This is a genomic window from Pseudomonas sp. B22129 (assembly GCF_044218875.1).
Taxonomy (GTDB): Bacteria; Pseudomonadota; Gammaproteobacteria; order Pseudomonadales; family Pseudomonadaceae; genus Aquipseudomonas.
Genome location: NZ_CP162592.1, coordinates 41,041 through 67,270 on the forward strand (window position 1 = coordinate 41,041; position 26,230 = coordinate 67,270).

Sequence of the window (26,230 nt, forward strand, 5' to 3'; positions counted from 1 at the left end):
CCGGCGTCTGTTTATTGTCCGTTGCGTTTGGCCGAAGGCATGTCCGAACCGTTATTTCTGATCCGCTACGTGCCAGGAAGGGCGCGGGATTTGCTCACGACAGGTTGTCTCTATGCACCGCAGGAATTTGCTCAAAGCGTCCATGGCCATTGCGGCCTACACCGGTTTATCGGCCAGCGGCCTGCTCGCTGCGCAAGCCTGGGCCGGCAACCGTGCCGCCGACGGCAAGGCCGTTGCATTTGATTTTGAATCGCTCAAAACCCAGGCCAAACAACTGGCCGGGGCTGCTTACAAAGACACCAAGCAGGTGCTGCCGCCGACTCTGGCGACCATGACCCCGCAAAATTTCAACGCCATCGGCTACGACGGCAACCATTCGCTGTGGAAGGAGCTGAACGGCCAGCTCGACGTGCAATTCTTCCACGTCGGCATGGGTTTCAAGACGCCGGTGCGCATGCACAGCGTCGACCCCAAGACCCGAGAAGCGCGCGAGGTGCATTTCCGCCCTTCGCTGTTCAACTACGCAAAAACCACCGTGGACACCCAACAGCTGACCGGCGATTTGGGGTTCTCCGGCTTCAAACTGTTCAAGGCGCCCGAGCTGGACCGCCATGATGTGCTGTCGTTTCTCGGCGCCAGCTATTTCCGCGCGGTGGATTCGACCGGCCAGTACGGCCTCTCCGCCCGCGGCCTGGCCATCGACACCTACGCGAAAAAACGCGAGGAATTCCCCGACTTCACGCAGTTCTGGTTCGAAACCCCGGACAAGGACGCCACGCGCTTTGTGGTCTACGCCCTGCTCGACTCGCCGAGCGCCACCGGCGCCTACCGCTTCGATATCGACTGCCAGGCCAACCAGGTGGTGATGGCCATCGACGCCCATATCAATGCGCGTACCACCATTGAACAGCTGGGCATCGCGCCGATGACCAGCATGTTCAGCTGCGGCACCCATGAGCGCCGGATGTGCGACACCATCCACCCGCAAATCCACGACTCGGACCGCCTGGCCATGTGGCGTGGCAACGGCGAGTGGATCTGCCGCCCGCTGAACAACCCGGCCAAATTGCAATTCAACGCGTTTGCCGACAAAGACCCGAAAGGTTTCGGCCTGGTGCAGACCGACCATGAATTCGCCAGCTACCAGGACACCGTGGACTGGTACAGCAAACGTCCAAGCCTGTGGGTCGAACCGACCACGGCCTGGGGTGAAGGCTCGATCGACCTGCTGGAAATCCCCACCACCGGCGAAACCCTCGACAACATCGTGGCCTTTTGGACCCCGAAAAAGCCGGTGGCTGCCGGCGATTCGCTGAATTACGGCTACAAGCTGTACTGGAGCGCCCTGCCGCCCGTGAGTACACCACTGGCCCAAGTCGACGCGACCCGCTCAGGCATGGGCGGCTTCACCGAAGGCTGGGCGCCGGGTGAGCACTATCCACAAGTCTGGGCGCGCCGTTTTGCCGTGGACTTCAAGGGCGGTGGCCTCGACCGCCTGCCGGCCGGCACCGGGATTGAACCGGTCGTGACCTGCTCCCACGGTGAGGTGAAGGATTTCAGCGTGCTGGTGCTCGACAACATCAAGGGCTACCGCATTCTGTTCGACTGGTACCCGACCAGCGACAGCGTGGAGCCGGTGGAGCTGCGCCTGTTTATCCGCACGCAGGACCGCACCTTGAGTGAAACCTGGCTGTACCAGTACTTCCCGCCTGCGCCAGAGGCGCGCAAGTACACCTGATTCAAGAGATGGAAAATGGTTTTGTGGCGAGGGAGCTTGCTCCCGCTGGGCTGCGCAGCGGCCCCAGAATTTTGGGAGTGCTTCGCACTGGAGCGCCAGCCCGGTCCAGCGCAAGCAAGCTTGCTCGCCACAAAAAGCCCGGCTCCACTCTGCAATCAGAACCGCGACACACTCTTCATCGCCCCAATCAGATACCGCATCGCCACCTGATCGTTTTCGGTCAGGGCGCGGTACTGCTCCAGCAATTGCGCCTCATCCGAACTCAGCCTCCGGCCACGCAAGCGCACCCTGCGGGTCAGAAAAGACATCACCACACCCGCAACACCATAGGACTTGGCCATGGACTGTTTCTCCTGATATCGATCTCAAACTCCTGGTGCCCATCACCCGGTTTGCGCGAAGTGCAAGGCCTCCCCGGACAAACAGACTGACTCCCTGGGCCAGAAATCAGACTTACCCTAAGCGTAGAAACAATCTGCTGACGTGTGGGATTTTTTTAGAGTATTCACTTAAAAAACTGTCGAGGTAACAAAGACCTACAGGCCTTTCTCACGCAATGGCCGGTACAGGTGAATGTCATGCGGTTCCTGCGCAAACAGCTCGGGGTCGGGTTGCTGCAGCAACAGGCAGCCGAGACGCCGGTAAAAATCCACGGTGTTGCGCGATTCGGTGGCAGATACATACAGCGCATCCACGCCCGCTTCCCGGCCATGCTCACAGGCCAGCGCAAACAGCCGACCACCCAGCCCCCTGCCACGCACAGAATGGCTGACGTGCAGGAACTTCAACTGCCGCAGGTCCAGGTTCTGGTTACGAATCAGACGGTTGTCCACCACCACGGCCGCCACTAACGCCGCGCCATCGAACACACCCCACAGCCAGCCGCCGCGTTTGAGGCAAGCGCGCAGCGCCACGGCATCCTGCTCGGCCTCGCCTTCCGGCCAGCCGCGCATGTCGTGGAAGTCGGCGTACAGCACCAGCTCGCCGTTTTCCAGGCGATAGCATTCGTGAACCAATTCCGTGCGGTCGATGCTTGCCAGCAACGGGATATCGCTTTCGTTTAACGCTCGCTCCACCAGCATGATGGCCTCCTGCTTTTGAGCGGCAAGCATCAGGGTTGCGTTAAACGCAGGCAAGAAAAAACCCACCGGATCAGGGTGGGTTTCTGCGACGGCTGTGGGATCAATCCCTCAGATCAGACTCATGGATCGGCTGGTCACGGTGGGTCGCCCGTTGATATTGCGCCGGCCAAATGGCTTTGCGCCCGCCCAGATCGTCATCAGCATGCAGCGGCCAATAGGGGTCACGCAGCAGTTCACGGGCGAGGAAAATGATGTCCGCCTGGCAGGTGCGCAAAATGTGCTCGGCCTGGGCCGGCTCGGTGATCATGCCAACGGTGCCGGTGGCGATGCCCGACTCTTTGCGCACCCGCTCGGCAAAACGCGTCTGGTAACCAGGGCCGACGGGAATCTCGGCATTGGCGGCGGTGCCGCCCGAGGACACGTCGATCAGGTCCACGCCCAAGTCCTTCAGGCGCCGCGCCAGCTCTACGGTTTCATCGGGGTTCCAGCCGTCTTCCACCCAATCCGTGGCCGAGACCCGCACAAACAGCGGCAGCTCCTGCGGCCAGACTTCGCGCACGGCCTTCGTCACCTCCAGCACCAGGCGGATGCGGTTTTCAAAGGAGCCGCCATACTGGTCCTGGCGCTGGTTGCTGATGGGCGAGAGGAACTGGTGCAGCAGGTAACCGTGGGCGGCGTGGATTTCCACCACTTCGAAACCGGCGGTCAAGGCGCGTTTGGCGGCGGCGACAAAATCACTGATCAGCTGGCGGATTTGCCCTTCATCCAGTTGCTTGGGCTGAGTGTGGTTGGGGTCAAACGCAATCGGCGACGGCCCCACCGGCACCCAACCGCCCTCTTGCGGTTTGACGCTGCCGTGTTGGCCGATCCACGGCCGATGCGTGCTCGCCTTGCGCCCGGCGTGGGCGAGTTGAATCCCCGCCACCGCGCCCTGCGCAGCAATAAAACGCGTGATGCGTTGCAGCGGCTCGATCTGTTCGTCTTTCCACAACCCCAGGTCCTGGGCGGTGATGCGGCCATCGGCAGTCACGGCGGTGGCTTCAGTGAAGATCAGCCCGGCGCCCCCCACGGCGCGGCTGCCGAGGTGCACCAGGTGCCAGTCATTGGCCAGGCCGTCCTCGGCCGAGTATTGGCACATTGGCGATACGGCAATGCGGTTGAGCAGGGTCAATTGGCGCAGGGTATAGGGTTCGAGCAGTTGACTCATGGCGCACCTCTTCTGGGCTCTGTGGGCACTATTCAAACAGTGCTTAGAGCCTAGTCGACAACGGTGGATCGCACAGAATTCAATCGGAAAACGGGAGCCGGTTGCCGGCCCCCGTGCGGCAGCCGCTTACATTTCGACCTGAGTGCCCAGCTCGATCACGCGGTTGACCGGCAGCTTGAAAAAACGCAGGTTGCCGTTGGCGTTTTTCAACATGAAGGCGAACAGCGCTTCGCGCCAGCGCGCCATGCCCTTGATGCGCGAGGCAATCACGGTTTCGCGGCTGAGGAAGTAGGTGGTGCGCATCGGGCTGAAATCCAGGTCGTCCAGATGGCACAACTTCAGGGCTTCGGGCACATCCGGCTCGTCGGCAAAACCGAAGTGCAGGATCACCCGGAAGAAGCCTTCACCATAGGAATCCACCTCAAAACGCCGTGTAACCGGCACGCGAGGAATGTCCTCGTAGACCACCGTCAACAACACCACTTGCTCATGCAACACCTGGTTATGCAGCAGGTTGTGCAACAGCGCGTGAGGCACGGCGTCGGGCCGCGCGGTCAGAAACACCGCCGTGCCCTGCACGCGGTGCGGCGGCTGCACGCGGATACTGCCGATAAAGATCGGCAGCGGCAGGCCGCCTTCGTCGAGGCGGTCCACCAATAGTTGCTTGCCGCGCTTCCAGGTGGTCATCAGCACGAACAGCACGATCCCCGCGAGCACCGGGAAAGCGCCGCCCTGGATGATTTTCGGCACGTTGGCGGCAAAGTACAGGCCGTCCACCAACAGGCAGCAGACCAGCACCGGCACCGCCAGGATTGGTGGCCATTTCCACAGCAGCAACATCACCGCCGACACCAGGATGGTGGTCATCAGCATGGTGCCGGTCACCGCCACGCCATACGCCGAGGCCAAGGCGTTGGAGGACTCGAAGCCCAGCACCAGCAGGATCACGCCGACCATCAGCGACCAGTTCACCGCGCCAATGTAAATCTGGCCTTGCTCGGCGCTGGAGGTGTGCTGAATGTGCATGCGCGGGATGTAACCCAGCTGGATCGCCTGGCGCGTCAACGAGAACGCGCCGGAAATCACCGCCTGGGACGCAATCACCGTGGCCAGGGTGGACAACACCACCAGCGGGATCAGCGCCCAGCTTGGCGCCAGCAGGTAGAACGGGTTGCGCGCGGCTTCCGGGTCGCCCAGCAGCATGGCGCCCTGACCGAAGTAATTGAGCACCAGCGCCGGCAGCACCAGGATGAACCAGGCGCGGGCAATCGGCTTGCGGCCAAAGTGGCCCATGTCAGCGTACAGCGCTTCGGCGCCGGTCAAGGCCAGCACTACTGCGCCAAGGATCGCCAGGCCAATGCCCGGATGGCTCTGGAAGAAACGCACGCCCCACATCGGGTTCAGCGCGCTGAGCACTTCAGGGTGCAGGGTGATGCCATACACACCGAGGCCACCCAGCACCAGGAACCAGGTGACCATCACCGGCCCGAACAGCTTGCCGATGCGGTCGGTGCCGTGTTTCTGGATCAGGAACAGTGCCACCAGCACCACCAAGGCAATCGGCACCACCCATTTTTCCAGGCCGTCGAACGCCAGTTCCAGGCCTTCAATGGCCGACAATACGGAAATCGCCGGGGTGATCATGCTGTCGCCGTAGAACAGCGCCGCGCCGCACAGGCCACACACCACCAGGAAACTGCGCAGCTTCTTGCGCTCCCCTGCCGCGCGTCGCGCCAACGCGGTCAGCGCCATGATGCCGCCCTCGCCCTGGTTGTCGGCGCGCAACACGAACAGCATGTATTTGATCGACACGACCCAGATCAGCGACCAGAAGATCAGCGCCAGAATCCCCAGCACGCCGTCATGGTTGACCTGAACCCCGTAACCGCCAGTGAACACCTCTTTAAGGGTATAGAGCGGGCTGGTACCGATATCGCCGTACACCACCCCGACCGCCGCCACCAGCATGCCGATCGGCTTTGCGTTGGAATGCTCGGCACCTGCCGCCTGACTACTTGCCTGACCCATCAACCACTCCTGCCCTTTGACCTGAGGTCTTTTATAAACAGCACGTCTAAGCTGACCCTAGCATGCGCTGTTTTACTTCTCGTAACAGACGTTTTATTGACCTCGGGGTTTCACCCGTGTGCAACGGCGCGAAGCATAGCGCAGCACTCGTCGCATTTCCCTGCATAAAGCTGGTCAAGTGCGCTGCTCGTCGCTAGAATTGCGCACTTTTTGATCAGAGGCGTGCCAAACGCCCGGCTACCGCCCTGTCGTGCCCGACTGGCGGCGTCATTCAATACCGAGGTTAGACATGTCCACCACCATCGCAAAAGCCAACCCCAAGGTCGGCTTTGTATCCCTGGGTTGCCCGAAGGCTCTGGTCGACTCTGAACGCATCCTTACGCAACTGCGTATGGAAGGCTATGACGTCGTGTCCACTTACCAGGACGCGGACGTGGTGGTGGTCAACACCTGCGGTTTCATCGACTCGGCCAAGGCCGAATCGCTGGAAGTGATCGGCGAAGCCATCAAGGAAAACGGCAAGGTCATCGTGACCGGCTGCATGGGCGTGGAAGAAGGCAATATCCGCAACGTGCACCCAAGCGTCTTGGCCGTGACCGGCCCGCAGCAGTACGAGCAGGTGCTCAACGCCGTGCACGACGTGGTGCCGCCGCGTCAGGACCATAACCCGCTGATCGACCTGGTGCCGCCGCAAGGCATCAAGCTGACCCCGCGCCACTACGCGTACCTGAAGATTTCCGAAGGCTGCAACCACAGCTGCAGCTTCTGCATCATCCCGTCGATGCGCGGCAAGCTGGTGAGCCGCCCGGTGGGTGATGTACTGGACGAGGCCCAGCGCCTGGTCAAATCCGGCGTGAAAGAACTGCTGGTGATCTCCCAGGACACCAGCGCCTACGGCGTCGACGTGAAGTACCGCACTGGTTTCTGGAACGGCGCGCCGGTGAAAACCCGCATGACCGAACTGTGTGAAGCCTTGAGCAGCCTGGGTGTGTGGGTGCGCCTGCACTACGTTTATCCGTACCCGCACGTGGACGAGCTGATCCCGCTGATGGCCGCCGGCAAGATCCTGCCGTACCTGGACATCCCGTTCCAGCACGCCAGCCCGAAAGTCCTCAAGGCCATGAAACGCCCGGCCTTCGAAGACAAGACCCTGGCGCGCATCAAGAACTGGCGCGAGATCTGCCCGGAGCTGATCATCCGCTCCACCTTCATCGTCGGCTTCCCCGGCGAAACCGAAGAAGACTTCCAGTACCTGCTGGACTGGCTGACCGAAGCGCAACTGGACCGCGTCGGTTGCTTCCAGTATTCGCCGGTGGAAGGCGCACCCGCCAACCTGCTGGACCTGGCCGTGGTGCCGGATGACGTCAAGCAAGACCGTTGGGAGCGTTTCATGGCGCATCAGCAGGCCATCAGCTCGGCGCGCCTGCAATTGCGCATCGGCAAGGAAATCGAAGTGCTGATCGACGAAGTCGACGAGCAAGGCGCAGTCGGCCGTTGCTTCTTCGATGCTCCGGAAATCGACGGTAACGTGTTTATCGACGATGCCAGCGGCCTGAAGCCGGGTGACAAGGTCTGGTGCACCGTGACGGATGCCGACGAATACGACCTGTGGGCTGAAAAGCGCGACTGATCGGCAAAGAAACCAAAAAAGCCCCGTATCTCGTCATGATCCGGGGCTTTTTTGTGTCTATCGTTTGCTGATCACCGATCATCCACCAAGGGCGACAGGCATGCGTCAGCATTCGGTTATTCACACACCTCACATCAGCGATTTTGCGGAACTGGCCCACGTCTGGGAAGCCTCTACGCGCGCCACCCATGACTTCTTCCCGGATAGCTACATTGCTTCGCTCAAAGAAAAGCTGCTGAGCGAGTACCTGAACATGGTGATGCTGATTTGTACCCGGGACGCTCGTCAACGCATCACCGGGTTTGCCGGGGTGGCCGCGCGCAAGCTGGAAATGCTCTATATTGCGCCTGACCACCGTGGCCAGCACCTCGGCCAGCAGCTGCTGCGCTATGCAATCGAGCAGATGAACGCAGAGGAACTCGACGTGAACGAACAGAACCCTCAGGCGCTGGGTTTTTACCTCAAGCAAGGTTTCGAAGTGATTGGCCGTTCAGAGCATGATGGCCTGGGCCAGCCGTATCCTTTGTTGCGTATGCGTTTGCGTCAGCAACAACAAATACGCAGCGGCTGACTCAACGCCGAAAACCTGTGGGAGCGGGCTTGCTCGCGAAGGCGGCGTGTCAGTCAAATATGCATCGACTGACACGCCGCCTTCGCGAGCAAGCCCGCTCCCACATTTGGCCCGAGTTGAGCCAAATAACGCCATGGTACTGAAATGGGTCCGGGATTAACCGGCGCCAGGCAGGTACAATAGACGCCCCCTTTTGTTACGGCCCTTGTCATGACTGACCCCATACGCCTCTCCAAACGCCTTATCGAACTGGTCGGTTGCTCCCGTCGGGAGGCTGAGCTGTTTATCGAAGGCGGCTGGGTCTCGGTGGACGGTGAAGTGATCGACGAGCCGCAGTTCAAGGTCACCACCCAAAAGGTCGAGCTCGACCCGGACGCCAAGGCCACCGTGCCGGAACCGGTGACGATCCTGCTGCACGCGCCGGTTGGCGTGGACGCCGAGACGGCCATGGCCTCGATCAGCGCAGACACCCTGTCCGAAGAACACCGCTTCAGCAAGCGCCCGCTCAAAGGCCACTTCCTGCGCCTGACCGCCAGCGCCGACCTGCAAGCCAAGGCCAGCGGCCTGCTGGTGTTCACCCAGGACTGGAAGATTCTGCGCAAGTTGACCGCCGATGCCGCCAAGATCGAGCAGGAATACGTGGTAGAGGTCGAAGGCGACATGGTTGCCCACGGCTTGAACCGCCTGAACCACGGCCTGACCTACAAAGGCAAGGAACTGCCGGCCGTCAAAGCCAGCTGGCAGAACGAAAACCGCCTGCGTTTTGCGCTGAAAAACCCGCAACCCGGCGTGATTGCGCTGTTCTGCGAAGCGGTCGGCCTGAAAGTCATCGCCATCCGCCGCATCCGCATTGGCGGCGTGTCCATCGGCAAGGTGCCGGTCGGCCAATGGCGTTACCTGTCCGGCAAAGAGAAGTTCTAAGCCGTACCCTTTTCTCGACACTGCCTGCCTGGGCGGTGTCCTCAGTTGAATACCAGGATTGCCCACCATGATTCACAACGACGTACTGCGCAGCGTGCGCTACATGCTCGACATCAGCGACAACAAGATGGTCGAAATCATCAAGCTCGGCGGCATGGACGTGACCAAAGAAGACCTGCTGACCTACCTCAAGAAAGACGAGGAAGAAGGCTTCGTGTTCTGCCCGGACGAGGTCATGGCGCACTTTCTCGACGGCCTGGTGATCTTCAAGCGCGGCAAGGACGAGAGCCGTCCGCCGCAGCCGATCGAAACCCCGGTGACCAACAACATCATCCTCAAGAAACTGCGCGTGGCCTTCGAACTGAAAGAAGACGACATGCACGCCATCCTCAAGGCTGCCGAGTTCCCGGTATCCAAGCCGGAGCTGAGCGCGCTGTTCCGCAAATTCGGCCACACCAACTACCGCACCTGTGGCGACCAGTTGCTGCGTAACTTCCTCAAGGGCCTGACCCTGCGAGTGCGTCCGTAAGCCATGAGTTACCCGGTCTCGCCCGTCGGTTTTGTGCGCTCCTGCTTCAAGGAGAAGTTCGCCATCCCGCGTCAACCGCAACTGGCGCCTGCCGCCCGTGGCGTGCTGGAACTGGTGGCGCCGTTCGACGGCGGCGAGGCGGTGCAGGGCCTGGAGCAGGTCAGCCATGTGTGGCTGCTGTTTCTGTTCCACGAGGCGCTTGAAGACAAGCCACGCCTGAAGGTGCGTCCGCCGCGCCTGGGCGGCAATACGTCCATGGGCGTGTTTGCCACCCGTGCGACCCACCGGCCCAATGGCATCGGCCAGTCGGTGGTGAAGCTGGACAAGGTGGAGCCCGGTAAGCTGTGGATTTCCGGGATTGACCTGCTCGATGGCACGCCAGTGCTGGATATCAAGCCGTATGTGCCGTATGCCGACATCATCGACACCGCCACCAATAGCATCGCCAGCGGCGCGCCGCAGCCGATTCCCGTGCAGTGGCTGAAGACGGCGCTGCAACAAGCACAAGGCCATGCCCAACGCCTGGGTGAGCCGTTGGTGGAATTGATTGATCAGTGTTTGGCCCAGGACCCACGGCCGGCGTATCAGACGCCGGGGCCGGAGCGTGAGTACGGCGTGCGGTTTTGGGATGTGGATGTGCGCTGGCACTATCCCGAGGTTGGGGTGATTTGTGTGCTGGAAGTGCTTCCAGCTGACTGAAGAAACCGGAAACCAAATGTGGGAGCGGGCTTGCTCGCGAATGCGGTATGTCAGTCGCAAAATTCGTTGACTGAACCACCGCTTTCGCGAGCAAGCCCGCTCCCACATTTTTTAGATCTGTGTTGTTACTGACCCAGCGTTACTTCTCGACGAACGCACGCTCGATCAAGTAATCACCCGGCTCACGCATCCGTGGCGAAACCTTCAGGCCGAAGCTGTTCAACACTTCGCTGGTCTCGTCCAGCATGCTTGGGCTGCCGCACAGCATGGCGCGGTCGTCCTCGGGGTTGATCGGCGGCAGGCCAATGTCGCTGAACAGCTTGCCGCTGCGCATCAGGTCGGTCAGGCGGCCTTCGTTTTCGAAGGGCTCGCGGGTCACGGTCGGATAGTAGATCAACTTGTCACGCAGGGCCTCGCCGAAGAACTCGTTCTGCGGCAGGTGCTCGGTGATGAACTCGCGGTAGGCGACTTCGTTGACGTAACGCACGCCGTGGCACAGGATCACTTTTTCGAAACGCTCATAGGTTTCCGGGTCCTGGATCACGCTCATGAACGGCGCCAGGCCAGTACCGGTGCTGAGCAGGTACAGGTGTTTGCCCGGCTTCAAATCGTCAAGCACCAGGGTGCCTGTCGGTTTTTTGCTGATGATGATCTCGTCGCCTTCCTTCAAGTGCTGCAATTGGGAAGTCAGCGGGCCATCCGGCACCTTGATGCTGAAGAACTCCAGATGCTCTTCCCAGTTCGGGCTGGCAATGGAGTAAGCGCGCATGAGCGGGCGGCCGTTGGGCTGCTGCAGGCCGATCATCACGAACTGACCGTTCTCGAAGCGCAGGCCCGGGTCGCGGGTGCACTTGAAGCTGAACAGCGTGTCGTTCCAGTGATGAACACTGAGGACACGTTCGTGGTTCATGTTGCTCATGTACGGGAAACTCCTGGAAATGGGTCTGCGCCAGAAAGATAGGTGCGCAATTGCACAGTATTCTAATGGCGGCGACAATATCTGTTAACTGGATTATTAAGATAAGGGTTATCGGTTATATCGATATGCGATTTACTCTCCGTCAACTGCAAGTCTTCGTCGCCGTCGCCCAGCAGGAAAGCGTGTCCCGCGCTGCTGGCCTTCTGGCCTTATCTCAATCCGCCGCCAGCACCTCGATCACCGAGCTGGAGCGCCAATCCAGCTGTCAATTGTTCGACCGCGCGGGCAAGCGCCTGAGCCTCAACGCCCTCGGCCATCAGTTGTTGCCTCAGGCGGTGGCACTATTGGACCAGGCCAAGGAAATCGAGGATCTGCTCAATGGCAAGTCTGGTTTCGGTTCCCTGGCGGTCGGCGCCACCCTGACCATCGGCAATTACCTGGCCACACTACTGATCGGCAGCTTTATGCAGCAGCACCCCGAGAGCCAGGTGAAGCTGCACGTGCAGAACACTGCGCATATCGTGCATCAGGTAGCGCACTACGAAATTGATCTGGGTCTAATCGAAGGCGACTGCAGCCACCCGGACATCGAGGTACAAACCTGGGTGGAGGATGAATTGGTGGTGTTCTGCGCGCCCCAACATCACCTGGCCAAGCGTGGCGTAGCGACCATGGACGAGCTGACCCATGAGGCGTGGATCCTGCGGGAACAGGGCTCGGGCACGCGCCTGACGTTTGATCAGGCCATGCGCCATCACCGTAGCGCGCTGAATATCCGCCTGGAGCTGGAACATACCGAGGCCATCAAGCGAGCCGTTGAATCAGGCCTGGGCATTGGCTGCATTTCCCGGCTGGCGCTGCGCGACGCATTTCGGCGTGGCAGCCTGGTGCCGGTGGAAACCCCGGACCTGGACCTGGCGCGGCAGTTCTACTTCATTTGGCACAAACAGAAATACCAGACCTCGGCGATGCGCGAGTTTCTGGAACTGTGCCGCGCCTTCACCGCCGGGGTTCAGCGCAGCGACGAGATCGTGCTGCCGAGCATTGCCTGAGCGTTAAATCAGGATGACGGCCCACACCAGGGTGATCATGGTCAGCGCAACGAATTGCGCAGCGCTGCCCATGTCCTTGGCGTTTTTCGACAGGGGGTGGCGGTCCAGGGAGATCCGGTCAATCGCCGCCTCCACAGCCGAGTTGAGCAACTCAACGATCAGGGCCAGCAGGCACACTGCGATCAGCAAGGCACGCTCGACACGGCTGACGTGCAGGAAAAAGCTCAGCGGGATCAGGATGACGTTCAGCAATACCAACTGACGGAATGCCGCCTCGCCGGTGAAAGCTGCGCGCAGGCCGTCCAGAGAATAGCCCCCTGCATTGAAGATACGTTTGATACCGGTTTGACCCTTGAAAGGCGACATAGAAGTAGGCAACTGAACCAAAGGAGTGGGGAAGCTAGTTCACGCAAAGTCAAAAAAGCGTGAATCGGTTACATCTTAATGCTGCGAAATTGACTCAAGTTGTTGCAAGAGCAGCGCCGCCTGGGTGCGAGTACGCACGCCCAGCTTGCGGAAAATCGCGGTCACGTGGGCCTTGATAGTCGCTTCCGACACACTTAGCTCGTAGGCAATCTGCTTGTTCAGCAAGCCTTCGCAGACCATGGTCAGCACGCGGAACTGTTGCGGTGTCAGGCTTGCAAGCCCGTCACGGGCGGCCTTGGCTTCGTCGGACACGTTGATTTCTTCAAACGCTTGCGGCGGCCAGGACACATCACCATCAAGCACCGTGCGCACGGCTTTCTGGATCGCTTCGATGCCGCTGGACTTGGGAATGAAACCACTGGCGCCAAACTCCTTGGAGCGTACCACGACGTCAGCGTCTTCCTGGGCCGAGACCATCACCACGGGGATCTGCGGGTACTGCCCGCGCAACAGCACCAGCCCTGAAAAACCATAGGCACCGGGCATGTTCAGATCGAGCAGTACCAGGTCCCAGTCGGACTTTTCGGTGAGGCGAACTTCCAGCTCGGCGATGCTGGCCACTTCGACCAGACGCACGTCCGGCCCAAGGCCAAGGGTAACGGCCTGATGCAGCGCGCTGCGAAACAGCGGGTGGTCATCGGCTATCAGGATGTCGTATGTGGCCATTGATTAAATGATCCTGTTTTTATGGGCGCCCCGGGGAGGAGATACAAGCATTACGCCCGCGGGCATTTTAGCGGGTTCCAGGGTTGCGGTGCCATCATGCAAACGTCGTCTGGCTATACCGCCGGGATATAAGGTGCCAGACGTGTATGTACCGCGTCGGTCGAATCCACCGGCAACTGGAACTTGGCCGCCAGGTAATGGGTGCTGAAGACATCCAGATAGGCGTCCAGCACTTCGCTGGCGACTGGGTCGCCAGCCAGTTCCAGGCACAGTGCAGCGACTTCGGCGGTACAAAAATGATCATCACGCTTGGAGCGCCGCAGTTTGTAACGCGACAGCTGTTCAGGCGCCAGGCTCAGTACCGGCAAGTGTTCAAGGTACGGGCTTTTGCGGAACATCTTGCGCGCCTCGCTCCAGGTGCCGTCCAGCAAGATGAACAACGGGCGCTTGCCCTCCTCCACGTTCACTTCACTGACAACGCGCTCAGGTGCGACAAATTCACCCGGAAACACGATGTAGGGCTGCCATTGCGGGTCGGCCAGCAATGTGAGCAAGCCGGGGTCGACTTCGGTGCGCGACCAGGCAAACGCGGTGGTGTCGTCGATCACATCAGCGATCAGCCAGCCAGTGTTGCTCGGTTTCATCGGTTCGACGTCGTGCATCAACAAGCACATGGCGGAGCGCGCCGGCACTTTCGGACGCCAGGCGCACAGACAGTACTCGGGAATCACCCGGCAGCCGGGGCAGCGCTCGGCGCGTGAACCTCGGTTAAGAAAAGGTCGCACGGCCCGGGCCAGACGCTGGGCGCGCAAGCGGGAAACAGCATGGCTCATCGCAGGCACCGCGAGCAGGGGGCAATCGACACAGGGGAAACTCGAAGAAGCCTTAAGTGGCCGCAGTTTACCAGCGATACGCCTGGCTGTAGTGGCGAAGGGTCACCTATAATTGCGCGCCACTGAACGCACAGCGCAGTGGTTGGTCTATGCACCAGTAACCGAATCAGGAGAGTTTCATGCTGCGTTCCATGCTGCGCCTTGTCGTTCCGTCCGTCGCCCTCGCGCTGGTCTTGCCCATGGGTGCCCAGGCGGCCTCGCTGCTGGAGGCCCAAATGAACCGCAAACTGCAAAGCGTCGCGGCTGAAAGCAACAAGGACCTGCCCCGGGAAATTGATGAAAAAACCCTGGAAGTGGCCTACACCGTTGAAGGTATGCAACTGATCGATCATTTGAGCGTGCAATCGGATCGCGCAGAACAGATGCGCGCCAACCCCAAGGCCGTGTACTTCCAGTTGGGCCAAAGCGTGTGCCTGAACAAGGGCTACCGCGAGCTGATGGCCAAGGGCGCGGTGATGCGCTACGACATCACCGAGAACAAGACCAACCGCCCTGTCGCGTCGGTCAAGTTCGCGGAAGCGGACTGCCCGGCTCCCGCAGCCGCGAAGAAGAAAAAGTAATACTCGCTCGCCCCTCGCGCGCCTCTGCCCTGAGGCGCGCGCATTCCCGCGTTGCACCTGCCCGCCGACGGCTAGACTGCCTTATGTGTGACCAATAACCGGTTGCCAGCCATAGGTTTTTCGGCTCATGATCAAGCCATCCCGGTAACCCATCGACAGCGTTTTTCACGCCGTTCTGTAACATTTTCAGGGCAAAAGAGGGTTGCCCTCCTGCGACATGCAGTGCAAAGGTTTCCAAATCACAAGGAACATACAGAGACAGCTTTGCCGCTTGGCGAACACCGTGCAACGCCTCAAGGCATGCAGCGACACAAGCAGTGTCGTGGCCCTGGACGAATCTCTCGCCCGCAGCCCAGCCTCTGTGAAGAAGGAGAAGTTGAATGCCTTACGAATCGAATGATCTCCTGCTCCGGCATTTTGAACAAAACGGGGCTGACCTCACGCAGCAGGTCGACGCTCAACTCCAGCTGGTCGCCCCCAACAGCCCGAATATTCCCCTTTATCGCGACATGATCCTGACCGTTCTGCGCATGGCCCAGGACGACCGCAACCGCTGGAACGCCAAAATCACCCTGCAAGCGATCCGCGAACTGGATAACGCATTCCGCGTGCTGGAACAGTTCAAGGACCGGCGCAAAGTAACGGTATTCGGCTCGGCGCGTACGCCGGTCGAAAGCCCGCTGTACGCCCTGGCAAGGGAAGTTGGCGCGATGCTCGCAAAATCCGACCTGATGGTGATCACCGGAGGCGGTGGCGGCATCATGGCAGCGGCACACGAGGGCGCCGGCCTGGAGCATAGCCTGGGCTTCAATATCACCCTGCCGTTTGAACAGCACGCCAACCCGACCATCGACGGCACCGAAAACCTGCTGTCCTTCCACTTCTTTTTTACCCGCAAGCTGTTCTTCGTCAAGGAAGCCGACGCCCTGGTACTTTGCCCGGGCGGGTTCGGCACACTGGATGAAGCGCTGGAAGTACTGACGCTGATCCAGACCGGCAAGAGCCCGCTGGTGCCGGTGGTACTGCTGGATGCACCGGGCGGCGGTTTCTGGCAAGGCGCCCTGGACTTTATCCGCAGCCAACTGGAAGCCAACCGCTATATCCTGCCCACCGACCTCAAGCTGGTAAAGCTGGTGCACAGCGCTGAAGAGGCCGTGGATGAAATCAACCAGTTCTACGCCAACTTCCACTCCACACGCTGGTTGAAGCGCGAGTTTGTAGTACGCATGAATCATCCGCTCAGTGAACGTGCACTGGCTCATTTGCAGGGCGAATTTGCCAGCCTGCGTGTGAGTGGGGAGTTTCAGCAACTCTCTTACACCGGCGAGGAACATGATGAGCCGAGGTTCAGCCATTTGACGCGGCTGGTGTTCAATTTCAATGGTCGGGACCAGGGCCGGTTACGGGAGTTGGTGGATTACATCAACTTGCCGGAGAACTGGGCACAGGCTCAGGGCAAGACCCAGCAGCGTATTGCACCCGAACCTGCTTGAGTTTTTTGAAAGGCAAAAAAAAAGGCCCACTATTTTCATAGTGGGCCTTTCTATTTGTGTTGATGCTGATGACCGGGGCCGCTTCGCAGCCCTGCGGGAGCAAGCGCCCTCGCCACAACGGCGCGTTTGCGCTTTCAATTAATCATCCAGATCGCGACCACTCAACAGGCGGCTGATCATCTCCATCGAAAACCCGCGATAGCTCAAAAACCGCCCCTGCTTCGCTCGCTCCTTGGCATCTATCGGGAGATGACCAGAAAACTTGCGGCGCCAGGTATCTTCCAACTGCGCCTGCCAACTGATACCGCACTCACGTAGTGCGAGTTCAATGTCAGCGCGCTGAAGACCACGCTGGCTCAACTCCTCGCGAATTCGCGCAGGGCCGTAGCCGGAGCGGGCTCGGTAAGACACAAAGCTTTCGAGATAACGGGCTTCCGAAAGCAGCCCCTCTTCCGTTAAACGGTCGAGGGCTGTTTCGATCATTTCGGGCTCTGCGCCACGCTGACGCAATTTACGCGTCAGCTCGACTCGACCATGCTCGCGGCGAGCGAGCAGGTCCATTGCAGTGCGCCGAACGGCGACGGGTGTATCCAGTACCACTGTCATCTTTTGGTTCAGATGTCAGTGTCGACTTCTTCAACTTCTTCAACCGGCTCGCGGTTAGCGGCAGCTTTCACGTCTGGGGCTGCGGTGAGCAGCTTGTCGCGAATCTGCTTTTCAAGCGTGGCAGCGATATCCGGGTTGTCTTGCAGGAACTTGGCCGAGTTGGCCTTGCCCTGGCCGATCTTGCTGCCGTTGTAGGCATACCAGGCACCGGACTTCTCGACGAAACCGTGCAGCACGCCCAGGTCGATCATCTCGCCGTTCAGGTAGATACCTTTACCGTAGAGAATCTGGAACTCAGCCTGACGGAATGGCGGAGCCACTTTGTTCTTCACGACTTTAACGCGGGTTTCGCTGCCGACAACCTCGTCGCCTTCCTTCACCGCGCCAGTACGGCGGATATCCAGACGGACCGATGCGTAGAACTTCAACGCGTTACCACCGGTGGTGGTTTCCGGGCTGCCGAACATCACGCCGATCTTCATACGGATCTGGTTGATGAAGATCACCAGGCAGTTGGCGTTCTTGATGTTACCGGTGATTTTACGCAGCGCCTGGGACATCAGACGGGCCTGCAGGCCCACGTGCATGTCACCCATTTCGCCTTCAATTTCAGCCTTCGGCACCAGGGCTGCCACGGAGTCGACCACGATCACGTCGATGGCATTGGAGCGCACCAGCATGTCGGTGATTTCCAGGGCTTGCTCACCGGTGTCCGGCTGGGATACCAGCAGGTCATCGACGTTGACGCCCAGCTTGCCAGCGTACTCTGGGTCCAGGGCGTGCTCGGCATCGACGAACGCACAGGTGGCGCCCATTTTCTGTGCCTGGGCAATCACCGACAGGGTCAGGGTGGTTTTACCGGAAGATTCAGGACCGTAGATTTCAACGATACGGCCTTTTGGCAGGCCGCCAATGCCGAGCGCGATGTCCAGACCCAGAGAGCCCGTGGAAATGGCCGGGATCGCCTGACGGTCGTGATCGCCCATACGCATTACGGCACCCTTGCCGAATTGACGTTCGATCTGACCCAGGGCCGCAGCCAAGGCTTTCTTCTTGTTGTCGTCCATTAAAGTCCTCACGTAATCAATAAGGCCTGGTCGGCCAACACCTGTATAAGTAGACAGTATTGTTCCACAAAGATCCGGGATCGCCTACCCCTGATTTTCGATTTCTGCTGCAGCTCGTCGCAACAAGCCCTCCAGCGCGGCCTTTACCGTTTGTCGGCGCACCTCGTCACGGCTGCCGGGAAAGTGCGCCAGCTCGCTCGTCACCTCGTCGCCCACGCCAAATGCCAACCATACCGTGCCCACCGGCTTGTCCGGCGAACCACCGTCCGGCCCGGCCACACCGCTGACCGCCACGGCAAAGCGCGCCAGGCTTTTTTCCTGCGCGCCCCTCACCATCGCTTCCACCACGTCCTGGCTGACAGCGCCGACTTTGGCGAACAGTTTTTCGGGCACGCCCAGTTGCCGGGTCTTCTGTCGATTGGAATAGGTGACATACCCGGCCTCGAACCAGGCCGAACTCCCCGGAATGCGCGTGATGGCCTCAGCGATACCGCCGCCGGTACAGGACTCGGCAGTGGTGACATGGGCATTGAGCACTTGCAGACGGCGACCCAGTTCAGCAGCCAGTTGAGTGATTTCCTTCACGGTCGTCTCCAGGAATGGGCGGGGGTTTGCCTACCCTACAGGAGCAAATGGCACACGCAAGTGACAGACTGATGCAAGACGCTAACGGGCGACGGCGTGCACGTAAGCCTGGCAAGCACGCAAGGCGATCAAGGCGTTATCGCCGTCGTCGGTGATGCTGATAATTCGTTGAGCATGCGCCGGGTCAAGTCGGGCGCGTGCGGTTGCATGAACCACGCCGCCGGTGGTGGCAGGGGCTGGCACTGTACAACCGTTGGCGGGGTCGCTGGCGTCAAGAAGGACTGACAGCCGCACATCAGCAGTGGCCAAGCGGTCACGCAGAGTAGCCTGGTCACGCCTGGCATCGCTTAACTCCTGGGTATGTTGTTGATCGCCGGCGCTGAGTTGTTGTTCCAGCGCCAGCCGTTTGTCTTGCTGCAATTGCTGTTGATGCAAGGCAAGGGAGCGTTGCAGGCTGAGTGCCTGTACTTGAGCCGCCGATTGCCGTTCAAGCTGCGCGCCGTAACGCCAGGCTTGTACCTGCCACACAACGGCCATCAACAGGCAAATACCCGCTACGCGGCAAACCGCTAGGTAACGCATAGCACCGCCTTGGCCCGCGCCCAAAAGTGCAAACGGTCATCCAAGCCATTGAGCCCGCCGTTGATGCGCCGGGTGATGGTGGTGAACTGGTCCTTGTCGGCCAGCTCGTTCAAACCGTTGCTTTGCCAGAACCAGGCGGCGGATTCACAGGCCCATTGCGGTTGCTCCAGCCGCTCAGGTTGTTGCAGCAGCCGGTCGTCGCCGAACAACGCCTGGCTGCATGCCAAATAGTTGCGCCGGCCGGTGATCTGGATGAGCCCCCTGCCCCGGTACTTCTGGCCATCACCGTCAGCCTCAGGCGTATTGCCCAGCCGCACGGCCAGGGGCCCGGTGTCGTATTTGCTCAGGTACTGGTCGCTGCCCAGTTCGCGCACGTAACGCAACTCAGCGGATTCGTGAGCTATTTGCGCGAGAAACGCAGCGATGCGCTTGGGCTGGCCGATCTCAAACCTGGACATTGCCGCATTCAATGCCGGCAAAAAAACGCCCGCTCTCAGGCGGGCTCCAGGCAAGATTTGAAGCAGTTGAGACAGTGTTATCAACATAAGCCCTCACTCAGCCGGGGCAAGGCCGCTGGCCTTGATCGTGCATCGGTAACTTTCGCTGCGTTTGCCACTGGCCGTCACGCTGTCGATCGACCACCGGCCCTGCATGAAACCGGGCCACGACGCGTCCAGCAGTAACAAGCCTTCGGCGCCAAATGCCGGATTTCCGGGGCACACCACATTGACCTCCAACCCTTCCCGGCCGACTCGACGCATTTCGCCCTCAGCGGCAGTTCTCGCTTCGGCCTCATTCTGGTAGCGCTGCGTCACCACTTTGAAGGGCTCGATCCCCACCTCCACCGTCCGCTTTTTACCGGCCCCCGCATCCCACCAGGACGCTCGCGCCCCCAAGTAGGTGGCTCGGCTGGAGTCGGTGAAGGTGGCGTTGATAAACGCGCGGTCACCCGGGCGATTGTCCCGCGTGATCGACAACTCTACATCCGGCAGGATTTTCCCCGACAGCGAGTTGATCGTGCCTTTGCGGCCCAGCACATACAGCGCATCGACGGGTTTGGCCACCGCGTCAAAGCGCTTGGCCAACCGCGTCAGAAACGCCATGTCGCTTTCATTGGTCTGGTCGATGTGCAGGATCTGTTCATTCTCCAGGTCCGGCGCCACACGCGGTGAGAAGCCGTAGCGCGTCGTCAGTTGGCGAAACAGCGCACCCAGGCTGATCGGCCCGTGGCTGGCGGTGCGTCGCTGCTTGAACTCGGCGTGATCAAACGGCGCCGCCGTCGCCACCAGCACCAGGCGCAACGGGAACAGCGAGGGTGTGCGCTTTGTGATCCTGAACCGTCCCTTATCCACCAGGCCGGACTCGAGGTAACCGACGCGCAGGCCGATATTTCCGCCCAGACTCGGCAACCCTTCAAGGCCCTCGATATCGAGTGTCAGCTTGAGCTGGTCAGACTTGAAACCGGCTACATCGGTGTGCTCCCACTCCAATAGCCGCTCATTGAGCAGCGCGGCATTGGCGCCGTAAATCTCCACCACGGGTGTGAATCCAAGTGTCATGATTGCTCCTTAATCCCAGGCCGAAACCGGTTGCTTGGCCACAGGCTGCGTCTCCAGCTCCGGTACGATCACGCTGACACCCGCCGGCAACACTGCGGCCTGTTCGGCCAGCTGCGGATTCAAGCGCCACAGCACTTCCTCGGCCGCGTCATCACAGCGGCCAAGCTCGCGGTAGAGCAACAGGTTCACCGAGTCACCGGCAATACTTCGAACCCTACGCATTGACGAACTCCTCCAGTACCAACACCCAATTGATCACCATGGCCGTGCCATCGTCGATCACGCTGGACTGTTTTTCGTCCACCGACTTGACGGTCCACAACCCCCAGTTAAGGCCCACGCCATCGACCAACGGCAACGGCACGCGCAGGGCCTGCAGCGCACGCAATTCATCCAGCCGCGCCATGCCCAGCGCCTTTGCCGCCTTGCCACCGAAGGTGAGTGTTTCGAGCGCCTGACCGACCTGGGTGGACTTGGGTTTGCCGGAAACAATATCCAGGCTGCCCCAGCCCCCGCTGCTGATGCGGCCCAGTGAGTCGTAGGCGAACCCACGGGCCAGCCCGAAAATAAACGGGCCCAATGCCATCTGTTGTCGCATCACACCACTCCTGTATCGGTCAGGGCCGAATCACGTCGCGTGCCCAGCAGGCTGTCCATCGACAGTGGCGTGAATTGCGCCTCTATCTGTTGCACCACGAGCGCGGCCAATTCTTGATAGCCCGCCTGCTCGGGCGCATTGATGGTGATTTGCGGGGCGAAGTTGATCTGGCGGTTGTCGGCTTGAGCGTTATTGAGGTTTTTGCTGGTCTCATCGGGCGACGGCAAACGGTCGCTGGAGCCCATCAACTTCTCACTCAGCCACGTGCCGATATCACTGCCGGCGAATGTACCCAGCGCGCCACCGACTACTTTGCCAATCGCGCCACCAGCCACTCCGCCCATTACGCCACCCAGCACTGTGCCGGCTCCGGGTACAACCGAACCGATCGCAGCACCGGCAAGCGTGCCCAGTAAACGGCCAGCGGCCATGCCAGCAAATTCGCCAGCAAGACCACCCGCTATGCCGCCGCCCACCGAGCCAACCGTGGTGCCCACTGCCTTACCCAGGTTCCCGTTCATCGCACCCTGGACAAGATCAACGCCGGCCCCCGCCAGCACTATGCCAAGCGAGCCGTTTCGCACGGCCTTGCTTGTTCTGGTGCTTCTCGGAGCCGTTTCTGCCCTCCGATTACCCACAGGCGTCTCGCTGCCCTTGGGTTTCTCTTTGCCGACAGTCGAGCCGGGCTTGCCGGAGGTGGTATCACCGTCCCCGAGAATTTTCCCGGCAGCCTTCTCGAACACCTTGTCCTTCACCGCACCGAGCAACCCGGAAAACACTCCAGAAAACACCGGAGCCAGCACCGCACCCGCCAAGGCCACGGCGACCGTGGCCTTGGGCAACGCCTCAGCCAACCAACCCACGCCATTGACCAACGCGGTCATTGCCGTCAGCGAGGTATCCACGATCGGCGCCAGCGCCACGTCCTTGGCACTGCCCAGGCGCGTGGTGCTGGCCTCGTAAGCCTGTTGATGCGCTTGCGTGGAGTCTGCGCGAACCGCCGCCGAACGCAGCACCGAGCCTTGCTCACCGAGTGCGGAGGTCGCATACACCGACTTGTCGGCCACCAGCGAAAACGCCTGCTTCACTGTGTCGATGGTCGGTACCAGACTCAGAATCGACTGGTTACCGTCAAACAGCTGCGCCGCCAGTGCCGCCTGCTTCTGGGCAGGTTGCGCCTTCAGCGCCTCAAGCACGGTGAGCAGGGTTTGCGGCGCGTCCTGCTTCATCCCGGTTGCGAGCAATGCGGGATCCAGCTTGAGCGCTGCCCACGCGTTGCGCTGGCCTTCAGAAGCGCCATCACCTTTGGCCAGAACGCTGCTGATTTTTTCCAGCCCGGCACCTGCCGCGCTCTTGTTGTTGCCCGCACTTAGCAACGCGGCCGACAGCGCCGCCGCCTGTTCCGGGGTCATGCCTGCGGCGGTGGCCGCGGCCCCCTGGCGTTGCACAATGGCACCGATATCCGCCGCTTCAGCCTTGAGCGAAACACTGGTGCCCAACACATTGGTTGCGTCCGCCAGGTCATGGGTTTTCGTGCGGTCGAGTTTCATCGTCTCGCGCCAGCCCCCCATCATCTCGCCGGCATTTTTGACGTCAATCTTGAAGGCGGTCGCCACGATCGCGGCGTCACGGGCGAACTGCGTCAGGTCTTGCTGGCGAGCCACGCCATCGATGTTGCCCGAAGCATCTTTGTGTTCGCTGCCGACACCCGAACGAGCGGCCACATACTCGACCCGAGAAAGGTCCACGGCGCTGGCGCCACTCGCCGCCACCATCGGTTCCGAGGCCATCGCCAGATTGGCTTCACGCAACTGTTTACGCTGCCCCCCGACAAATTTCAGGACCTGGTCGAGGTCGGTCATCGCGGCATCCAGCGCCTGCGAGGGCTTGGGCTTTCCAGCGGGTGTTGCGGTTTTTGCCTGGCCTGCGCCCTCGCCCGCGTCGGCTTGTCGAGCGTCCATCAGCTTGAGCAACGAGGCGTTGAACAGCTCAAGGGTTTCCACGAGCCGGGCCTGCCCCGCCGCGAGATGATTGATCTCAACACTGGTGTTGACCAAGGCCAGACCCAGCTTTACGGCCTCGCCCGGCACTGCCCCCGCGGGATCGGTGAGCGTTGATGCGATGGGTTTGAGACGGGCCTGCGCCATTGCTGTTTCACGCGGGCCCAGCGTCAGGTCGCCGTCCGTGGCGATGGCTGACGCGCTTGCATCGTTATTGCCTGCCATACCGCTCTACTCCTGTTTGACGCCAAGGCGTTTGATCGCGATGTCGTAGCGGCGCAATGCTTTACCGGCGTCCCAGTCGAGGATCTCTGCCTCATTGACCGAGTAAATCAGCGGCACCACATCGAGGATTACTTCGATGTCGCGCTGCGAAAGAAGTCCGCCGGTTTGTTTAAAAAATCGTCGATGCGCTCCTGCAGTTCCGTCCAGTCGGGCACGGTCAGGCCGGCCAAGTCAGGAATCATCAAGCCGGTGCAGTGAGCGGTAATGAACTCGGCGCGCTCTTTATTGGTGGTCAGTTTTTTCATGACTTTGGTGGCACGCAGGGCCGGCATTTCCAGGCTAAGCGCGGTCAGGTTGCGGCCAGCGGTGTCCAGGGGCAGCAGCAGTTGCACCTGTTCATGCTGCGATGGCTCATCACCCTTGCCGAGGAAGAACGATGCAGGGCGTGTCGACATTTCGTGCACGTATTGCGCGATGCTCACGTAGTCCGGGCGCTTGAGTTGGTCGAGCTCTTTTTCCGACAGGCCGGTGGCGAGTTTCGCCAGTTCGAAGAACTGGTCGTCCTCGTCATCACCGGCCCGGGCCAGCGCCTCTTTTTGCGCGGCGTAGTACAGCGGTTTGAGTTGAATCTGCTCGATCGTCGCGCCGGTGTCGGCGGTAATCGGCGAGAGCAGGATGTGCAGCGGTGGCATCCAGGCCATGGGTAATTCCTTATTGAAACGTGGCTAAAAAGCGTCTGAAGCATGGTGCGGTCAAATGTGGGAGCTGGCTTGCTGTGGCGAGGGAGCTTGCTCCCGCTCGGCTGCGCAGCAGTCGTCCGCTTTTTTGGGGGCGCTTCGCTCCCCAGCGCAAGCAAGCTTGCTCGCCACAGCAAGCCCGGCTCCCACATTTGACCGTGCCCACTTCAGGTCATGGTTTCTCTTAAGGCATCAATACCGCGCGGCGCGCATCACCGAGAATGTCGACGCCGTTGAGCACGAACTTCTGGGTGCGCACGTCAATGTCGATCACCGGGATGCCGTTTTCCAGGCGGTTGTAGGTGCGGCAGGTCAGTTCCAGCGTGGTGGTCGGTTTCTCGCCCATTTTCAGCGGCGTCTCAGCCAGGCTTTTCAACTTGCCGCCGACGGTGTGGTAAGTGAAGTAAGTCTTGCCGTCCTGATCCTGGCCGGCTTCGCGCACATTCAGCAAGATGTCGTCGCCCAGGCGCACGCCCAGCGCCAGCATGATTTCCGGCCCAGCACCTTGCAGTTCCAGGGTGGCGTTAAGCGCTTTGGCGCTCTTGGCCATTTCCTCGGCAATAAACCGCCCGCCCGTCATGGACTCCATATCGAAGTCGATTTTCGGCGGGGTGAAGGAGGTCACCGTCGCGGACAACGGCAGGCCTTGCAGGGTGGCCGCAATGGCCTGTCTTACACGGTTGGTAAACATTAGAGAACGTCCTCCAGGAACTGCTCGATGATTTCATCGCGGGCATTGAGTTGATAAATCATGTGTTCGTTCGGCGCGTAGCGGCCGTAGTCGATGACGATGAACCAGGTGCCGTTCTTGTACTTCTCGACACTGTTGAGTTCCGGGTGCAGGTACACGCTGCCGCCAGGAATGGTTTCGTCGGCTACCAGGGTTTGCAGCCAGTCATTGATGCGCTTGACCTCCTGGTCCATGAAAGACTTGGTGAGGTTCTTGGCCATGGCTTTCTGGCCGGCCTTGACCAGCTTGCGGCTGATGGCATCTTCCAGGCCGACGTAGCTGATGAACTTGCCGGTGATCGAGCGGTTACCCAGCAGCGAAAAACCGCCAAGGATGGTGCGGGCGTAGTAGCTCACGCCATAGCGGTTGAGCAGGTCGCCTTCGGTGGAGGTGTCGAGGATGTTGTACTCGACCACGCGGGAAACATCCTCGGCGAACGTCACCTGGTTGCCCGGGCTTTCCCACTGCTTGACCTTGGCCAGTGCGGCGATGGCCAGCGAAGACGGCGACAGGAACACGTTTTTCTTCGCCGCCTTGGAGTACACCGACGGCATGTTGTGCACCAACAGGCAACGGTCGAAACCGAGGTCGGCACCGCCCAGCTCGCCGCTGTAGGTCACCTGGTCGGCGACGCTGGCGTCCTTGCCATCCAGCACCACACGGGCCTTGATACGCTTGCCAAAAGAGGCGAACTCACCGGCCACGGCCTTGGTGCCGGTGAAGCCCGGCGCGCCGATGATGGTCAGGTCTTCCGGCACACCCGCCAGCGCCGCCAGGCCCAGTTTGCGGCCGGTGGTTGGTTCGTTGCCGCCAATTACATTGTTGATCGTGTCGGCCGGGGTTGCGCCCTCCTCCACGATCACCACATAGACCGGCACCTTGACCACTTTGAGGATCTGGTACACCGCCTGAAACAGCGTGCCCGACTCGGCGCCGGTCGGGTCCAGCAGCGCCTGGGTGGTGAAGCTGTTGATGCGAAACGGCGCGTTTTTCGGGATCGACGCATGGGCATTCGGCGCAGTGCCGACCAAGCCGATCACGTTATCACCCAGGCCACCCATGGCCTCGGGGGATTCGGTGGCATTCACGGTGATGCCGTTGTGCTCGAAGTTCAAAACCTCAGCCAT

At 60.5% G+C, this 26,230-nt stretch carries 29 protein-coding genes; 9 read left to right on the forward strand and 20 right to left on the reverse strand.

All coding sequences use genetic code 11. The annotated features are described in order from the left end of the window. Positions 1 to 112 precede the first annotated feature (112 nt). The gene (locus AB4P94_RS00200) at positions 113 to 1,738 is read left to right on the forward strand and encodes a glucan biosynthesis protein D (RefSeq protein WP_395608909.1); all 1,626 of its coding nucleotides are present in this window, start codon (positions 113 to 115) and stop codon (positions 1,736 to 1,738) included. A 155-nt stretch (positions 1,739 to 1,893) separates the two neighbouring features. Here the strand turns inward: AB4P94_RS00200 and AB4P94_RS00205 are convergent, their stop codons facing one another. From AB4P94_RS00205 to AB4P94_RS00220, 4 genes are all read right to left on the reverse strand, one after another. After that, the gene (locus AB4P94_RS00205; RefSeq protein WP_395608910.1) at positions 1,894 to 2,079 is read right to left on the reverse strand and encodes a hypothetical protein; all 186 of its coding nucleotides are present in this window, start codon (positions 2,077 to 2,079) and stop codon (positions 1,894 to 1,896) included. A gap of 195 nt (positions 2,080 to 2,274) precedes the next feature. Then, the gene (locus AB4P94_RS00210; RefSeq protein ID WP_395608911.1) at positions 2,275 to 2,820 is read right to left on the reverse strand and encodes a GNAT family N-acetyltransferase; all 546 of its coding nucleotides are present in this window, start codon (positions 2,818 to 2,820) and stop codon (positions 2,275 to 2,277) included. A gap of 100 nt (positions 2,821 to 2,920) precedes the next feature. Continuing rightward, complete coding sequence (locus tag AB4P94_RS00215) at positions 2,921 to 4,027, reverse strand: NADH:flavin oxidoreductase/NADH oxidase (RefSeq protein WP_395608912.1); 1,107 nt, start codon at positions 4,025 to 4,027, stop codon at positions 2,921 to 2,923. A gap of 126 nt (positions 4,028 to 4,153) precedes the next feature. After that, on the reverse strand, positions 4,154 to 6,055 hold the full coding sequence (locus tag AB4P94_RS00220) for a potassium transporter Kup (protein ID WP_395608913.1): 1,902 nt from the start codon (positions 6,053 to 6,055) through the stop codon (positions 4,154 to 4,156). A gap of 289 nt (positions 6,056 to 6,344) precedes the next feature. On the opposite strand from AB4P94_RS00220, the gene rimO reads away from it, so the two are divergent. The 5 genes from rimO (at position 6,345) to tsaA (ending at position 10,405) form a co-directional block, all read left to right on the forward strand. Further along, positions 6,345 to 7,685: a 30S ribosomal protein S12 methylthiotransferase RimO gene (rimO, locus tag AB4P94_RS00225; RefSeq protein WP_395608914.1), complete on the forward strand. Its 1,341-nt coding sequence runs from the start codon at positions 6,345 to 6,347 to the stop codon at positions 7,683 to 7,685. A 100-nt stretch (positions 7,686 to 7,785) separates the two neighbouring features. Then, positions 7,786 to 8,256 carry a GNAT family N-acetyltransferase gene (locus AB4P94_RS00230; protein WP_395608915.1) on the forward strand — a complete coding sequence of 157 codons (471 nt, stop codon included), beginning with the start codon at positions 7,786 to 7,788 and terminating at the stop codon, positions 8,254 to 8,256. Between the two features lie 210 nt (positions 8,257 to 8,466). Continuing rightward, positions 8,467 to 9,177 (forward strand): rRNA pseudouridine synthase, encoded by a 711-nt coding sequence (locus AB4P94_RS00235; RefSeq protein ID WP_395608916.1) that lies wholly within the window; start codon positions 8,467 to 8,469, stop codon positions 9,175 to 9,177. Positions 9,178 to 9,244: 67 nt separating this feature from the next. Further along, entirely contained in the window at positions 9,245 to 9,706 is a 462-nt protein-coding gene (locus AB4P94_RS00240; protein ID WP_223022985.1) for a DUF1456 family protein, read from the forward strand. A 3-nt stretch (positions 9,707 to 9,709) separates the two neighbouring features. Then, positions 9,710 to 10,405, forward strand: coding sequence for a tRNA (N6-threonylcarbamoyladenosine(37)-N6)-methyltransferase TrmO (tsaA, locus tag AB4P94_RS00245; RefSeq protein ID WP_395608917.1), 696 nt, complete (start codon positions 9,710 to 9,712; stop codon positions 10,403 to 10,405). Positions 10,406 to 10,544: 139 nt separating this feature from the next. Here tsaA and fpr read toward each other — a convergent pair whose 3' ends face one another. Continuing rightward, positions 10,545 to 11,324 carry a ferredoxin-NADP reductase gene (fpr, locus tag AB4P94_RS00250; protein ID WP_003189055.1) on the reverse strand — a complete coding sequence of 260 codons (780 nt, stop codon included), beginning with the start codon at positions 11,322 to 11,324 and terminating at the stop codon, positions 10,545 to 10,547. 125 nt (positions 11,325 to 11,449) lie between these two features. Here fpr and AB4P94_RS00255 point away from each other — a divergent pair, with 125 nt between their 5' ends. Continuing rightward, positions 11,450 to 12,376, forward strand: coding sequence for a LysR family transcriptional regulator (locus AB4P94_RS00255; protein WP_003189054.1), 927 nt, complete (start codon positions 11,450 to 11,452; stop codon positions 12,374 to 12,376). A gap of 3 nt (positions 12,377 to 12,379) precedes the next feature. Here the strand turns inward: AB4P94_RS00255 and AB4P94_RS00260 are convergent, their stop codons facing one another. The 3 genes from AB4P94_RS00260 to AB4P94_RS00270 all read right to left on the reverse strand — a co-directional run bounded on the left by AB4P94_RS00260 (position 12,380) and on the right by AB4P94_RS00270 (position 14,301). Further along, positions 12,380 to 12,742 (reverse strand): diacylglycerol kinase, encoded by a 363-nt coding sequence (locus AB4P94_RS00260; protein WP_017137081.1) that lies wholly within the window; start codon positions 12,740 to 12,742, stop codon positions 12,380 to 12,382. A gap of 75 nt (positions 12,743 to 12,817) precedes the next feature. Next, entirely contained in the window at positions 12,818 to 13,468 is a 651-nt protein-coding gene (erdR, locus tag AB4P94_RS00265; RefSeq protein WP_395608918.1) for a response regulator transcription factor ErdR, read from the reverse strand. 113 nt (positions 13,469 to 13,581) lie between these two features. Then, entirely contained in the window at positions 13,582 to 14,301 is a 720-nt protein-coding gene (locus AB4P94_RS00270; protein WP_395608919.1) for a tRNA-uridine aminocarboxypropyltransferase, read from the reverse strand. Positions 14,302 to 14,480: 179 nt separating this feature from the next. Here AB4P94_RS00270 and AB4P94_RS00275 point away from each other — a divergent pair, with 179 nt between their 5' ends. Both AB4P94_RS00275 and AB4P94_RS00280 read left to right on the forward strand, forming a co-directional pair. Beyond that, entirely contained in the window at positions 14,481 to 14,921 is a 441-nt protein-coding gene (locus AB4P94_RS00275; protein ID WP_395608920.1) for a PA3611 family quorum-sensing-regulated virulence factor, read from the forward strand. Between the two features lie 380 nt (positions 14,922 to 15,301). Further along, positions 15,302 to 16,414 (forward strand): TIGR00730 family Rossman fold protein, encoded by a 1,113-nt coding sequence (locus AB4P94_RS00280; RefSeq protein WP_395608921.1) that lies wholly within the window; start codon positions 15,302 to 15,304, stop codon positions 16,412 to 16,414. 138 nt (positions 16,415 to 16,552) lie between these two features. On the opposite strand, the gene recX is transcribed toward AB4P94_RS00280, so the two are convergent. The 12 genes from recX to AB4P94_RS00340 all read right to left on the reverse strand — a co-directional run bounded on the left by recX (position 16,553) and on the right by AB4P94_RS00340 (position 26,230). Beyond that, positions 16,553 to 17,020: a recombination regulator RecX gene (gene recX, locus AB4P94_RS00285; RefSeq protein WP_395608922.1), complete on the reverse strand. Its 468-nt coding sequence runs from the start codon at positions 17,018 to 17,020 to the stop codon at positions 16,553 to 16,555. Between the two features lie 8 nt (positions 17,021 to 17,028). Continuing rightward, positions 17,029 to 18,087 (reverse strand): recombinase RecA, encoded by a 1,059-nt coding sequence (recA, locus tag AB4P94_RS00290; RefSeq protein WP_395608923.1) that lies wholly within the window; start codon positions 18,085 to 18,087, stop codon positions 17,029 to 17,031. A gap of 84 nt (positions 18,088 to 18,171) precedes the next feature. Continuing rightward, the gene (locus tag AB4P94_RS00295; RefSeq protein WP_395608924.1) at positions 18,172 to 18,672 is read right to left on the reverse strand and encodes a CinA family protein; all 501 of its coding nucleotides are present in this window, start codon (positions 18,670 to 18,672) and stop codon (positions 18,172 to 18,174) included. A gap of 81 nt (positions 18,673 to 18,753) precedes the next feature. Next, entirely contained in the window at positions 18,754 to 19,254 is a 501-nt protein-coding gene (locus AB4P94_RS00300) for a lysis system i-spanin subunit Rz (RefSeq protein ID WP_395608925.1), read from the reverse strand. Beyond that, a complete protein-coding gene (locus AB4P94_RS00305; RefSeq protein WP_395608926.1) occupies positions 19,242 to 19,799 on the reverse strand; it encodes a glycoside hydrolase family 19 protein in 558 nt (185 codons plus the stop codon). The genes AB4P94_RS00300 and AB4P94_RS00305 overlap by 13 nt, the downstream gene beginning before the upstream one ends. Before the next feature lie 6 nt (positions 19,800 to 19,805). Then, a complete protein-coding gene (locus AB4P94_RS00310; RefSeq protein WP_395608927.1) occupies positions 19,806 to 20,813 on the reverse strand; it encodes a phage late control D family protein in 1,008 nt (335 codons plus the stop codon). 9 nt (positions 20,814 to 20,822) lie between these two features. After that, positions 20,823 to 21,035 (reverse strand): tail protein X, encoded by a 213-nt coding sequence (locus tag AB4P94_RS00315; protein ID WP_395608928.1) that lies wholly within the window; start codon positions 21,033 to 21,035, stop codon positions 20,823 to 20,825. Beyond that, positions 21,028 to 21,411, reverse strand: coding sequence for a phage tail protein (locus AB4P94_RS00320; RefSeq protein WP_395608929.1), 384 nt, complete (start codon positions 21,409 to 21,411; stop codon positions 21,028 to 21,030). Before AB4P94_RS00320 ends, AB4P94_RS00315 begins: the two co-directional genes overlap by 8 nt. Further along, positions 21,411 to 23,636 (reverse strand): phage tail tape measure protein, encoded by a 2,226-nt coding sequence (locus AB4P94_RS00325; RefSeq protein WP_395608930.1) that lies wholly within the window; start codon positions 23,634 to 23,636, stop codon positions 21,411 to 21,413. Before AB4P94_RS00325 ends, AB4P94_RS00320 begins: the two co-directional genes overlap by 1 nt. 128 nt (positions 23,637 to 23,764) lie before the next feature. Further along, on the reverse strand, positions 23,765 to 24,337 hold the full coding sequence (locus tag AB4P94_RS00330) for a phage tail assembly protein (RefSeq protein WP_395608931.1): 573 nt from the start codon (positions 24,335 to 24,337) through the stop codon (positions 23,765 to 23,767). Positions 24,338 to 24,557: 220 nt separating this feature from the next. Beyond that, complete coding sequence (locus AB4P94_RS00335; RefSeq protein ID WP_395608932.1) at positions 24,558 to 25,064, reverse strand: phage major tail tube protein; 507 nt, start codon at positions 25,062 to 25,064, stop codon at positions 24,558 to 24,560. Next, entirely contained in the window at positions 25,064 to 26,230 is a 1,167-nt protein-coding gene (locus AB4P94_RS00340; protein ID WP_016970774.1) for a tail protein, read from the reverse strand. The genes AB4P94_RS00335 and AB4P94_RS00340 overlap by 1 nt, the downstream gene beginning before the upstream one ends.

Bases quoted from the DNA above. Each gene is read 5' to 3' on its own strand.
- AB4P94_RS00210 (WP_395608911.1), bottom strand. From the start codon at position 2,820: ATGCTGGTGGAGCGAGCGTTAAACGAAAGCGATATCCCGTTGCTGGCA.
- AB4P94_RS00215 (WP_395608912.1), bottom strand. From the start codon at position 4,027: ATGAGTCAACTGCTCGAACCCTATACCCTGCGCCAATTGACCCTGCTC.
- recA (WP_395608923.1), bottom strand. From the start codon at position 18,087: ATGGACGACAACAAGAAGAAAGCCTTGGCTGCGGCCCTGGGTCAGATC.
- AB4P94_RS00275 (WP_395608920.1), top strand. From the start codon at position 14,481: ATGCTGCGTTCCATGCTGCGCCTTGTCGTTCCGTCCGTCGCCCTCGCG.
- AB4P94_RS00255 (WP_003189054.1), top strand. From the start codon at position 11,450: ATGCGATTTACTCTCCGTCAACTGCAAGTCTTCGTCGCCGTCGCCCAG.
- rimO (WP_395608914.1), top strand. From the start codon at position 6,345: ATGTCCACCACCATCGCAAAAGCCAACCCCAAGGTCGGCTTTGTATCC.
- AB4P94_RS00270 (WP_395608919.1), bottom strand. From the start codon at position 14,301: ATGAGCCATGCTGTTTCCCGCTTGCGCGCCCAGCGTCTGGCCCGGGCC.
- AB4P94_RS00260 (WP_017137081.1), bottom strand. From the start codon at position 12,742: ATGTCGCCTTTCAAGGGTCAAACCGGTATCAAACGTATCTTCAATGCA.
- AB4P94_RS00340 (WP_016970774.1), bottom strand. From the start codon at position 26,230: ATGGCTGAGGTTTTGAACTTCGAGCACAACGGCATCACCGTGAATGCC.
- recX (WP_395608922.1), bottom strand. From the start codon at position 17,020: ATGACAGTGGTACTGGATACACCCGTCGCCGTTCGGCGCACTGCAATG.
- AB4P94_RS00280 (WP_395608921.1), top strand. From the start codon at position 15,302: ATGCCTTACGAATCGAATGATCTCCTGCTCCGGCATTTTGAACAAAAC.
- AB4P94_RS00315 (WP_395608928.1), bottom strand. From the start codon at position 21,035: ATGCGTAGGGTTCGAAGTATTGCCGGTGACTCGGTGAACCTGTTGCTC.
- AB4P94_RS00200 (WP_395608909.1), top strand. From the start codon at position 113: ATGCACCGCAGGAATTTGCTCAAAGCGTCCATGGCCATTGCGGCCTAC.
- AB4P94_RS00335 (WP_395608932.1), bottom strand. From the start codon at position 25,064: ATGTTTACCAACCGTGTAAGACAGGCCATTGCGGCCACCCTGCAAGGC.
- AB4P94_RS00325 (WP_395608930.1), bottom strand. From the start codon at position 23,636: ATGGCAGGCAATAACGATGCAAGCGCGTCAGCCATCGCCACGGACGGC.
- AB4P94_RS00300 (WP_395608925.1), bottom strand. From the start codon at position 19,254: ATGCGTTACCTAGCGGTTTGCCGCGTAGCGGGTATTTGCCTGTTGATG.
- AB4P94_RS00235 (WP_395608916.1), top strand. From the start codon at position 8,467: ATGACTGACCCCATACGCCTCTCCAAACGCCTTATCGAACTGGTCGGT.
- AB4P94_RS00310 (WP_395608927.1), bottom strand. From the start codon at position 20,813: ATGACACTTGGATTCACACCCGTGGTGGAGATTTACGGCGCCAATGCC.
- AB4P94_RS00330 (WP_395608931.1), bottom strand. From the start codon at position 24,337: ATGGCCTGGATGCCACCGCTGCACATCCTGCTCTCGCCGATTACCGCC.
- AB4P94_RS00240 (WP_223022985.1), top strand. From the start codon at position 9,245: ATGATTCACAACGACGTACTGCGCAGCGTGCGCTACATGCTCGACATC.
- erdR (WP_395608918.1), bottom strand. From the start codon at position 13,468: ATGGCCACATACGACATCCTGATAGCCGATGACCACCCGCTGTTTCGC.
- AB4P94_RS00305 (WP_395608926.1), bottom strand. From the start codon at position 19,799: ATGTTGATAACACTGTCTCAACTGCTTCAAATCTTGCCTGGAGCCCGC.
- AB4P94_RS00230 (WP_395608915.1), top strand. From the start codon at position 7,786: ATGCGTCAGCATTCGGTTATTCACACACCTCACATCAGCGATTTTGCG.
- AB4P94_RS00320 (WP_395608929.1), bottom strand. From the start codon at position 21,411: ATGCGACAACAGATGGCATTGGGCCCGTTTATTTTCGGGCTGGCCCGT.
- AB4P94_RS00220 (WP_395608913.1), bottom strand. From the start codon at position 6,055: ATGGGTCAGGCAAGTAGTCAGGCGGCAGGTGCCGAGCATTCCAACGCA.
- tsaA (WP_395608917.1), top strand. From the start codon at position 9,710: ATGAGTTACCCGGTCTCGCCCGTCGGTTTTGTGCGCTCCTGCTTCAAG.
- fpr (WP_003189055.1), bottom strand. From the start codon at position 11,324: ATGAGCAACATGAACCACGAACGTGTCCTCAGTGTTCATCACTGGAAC.
- AB4P94_RS00205 (WP_395608910.1), bottom strand. From the start codon at position 2,079: ATGGCCAAGTCCTATGGTGTTGCGGGTGTGGTGATGTCTTTTCTGACC.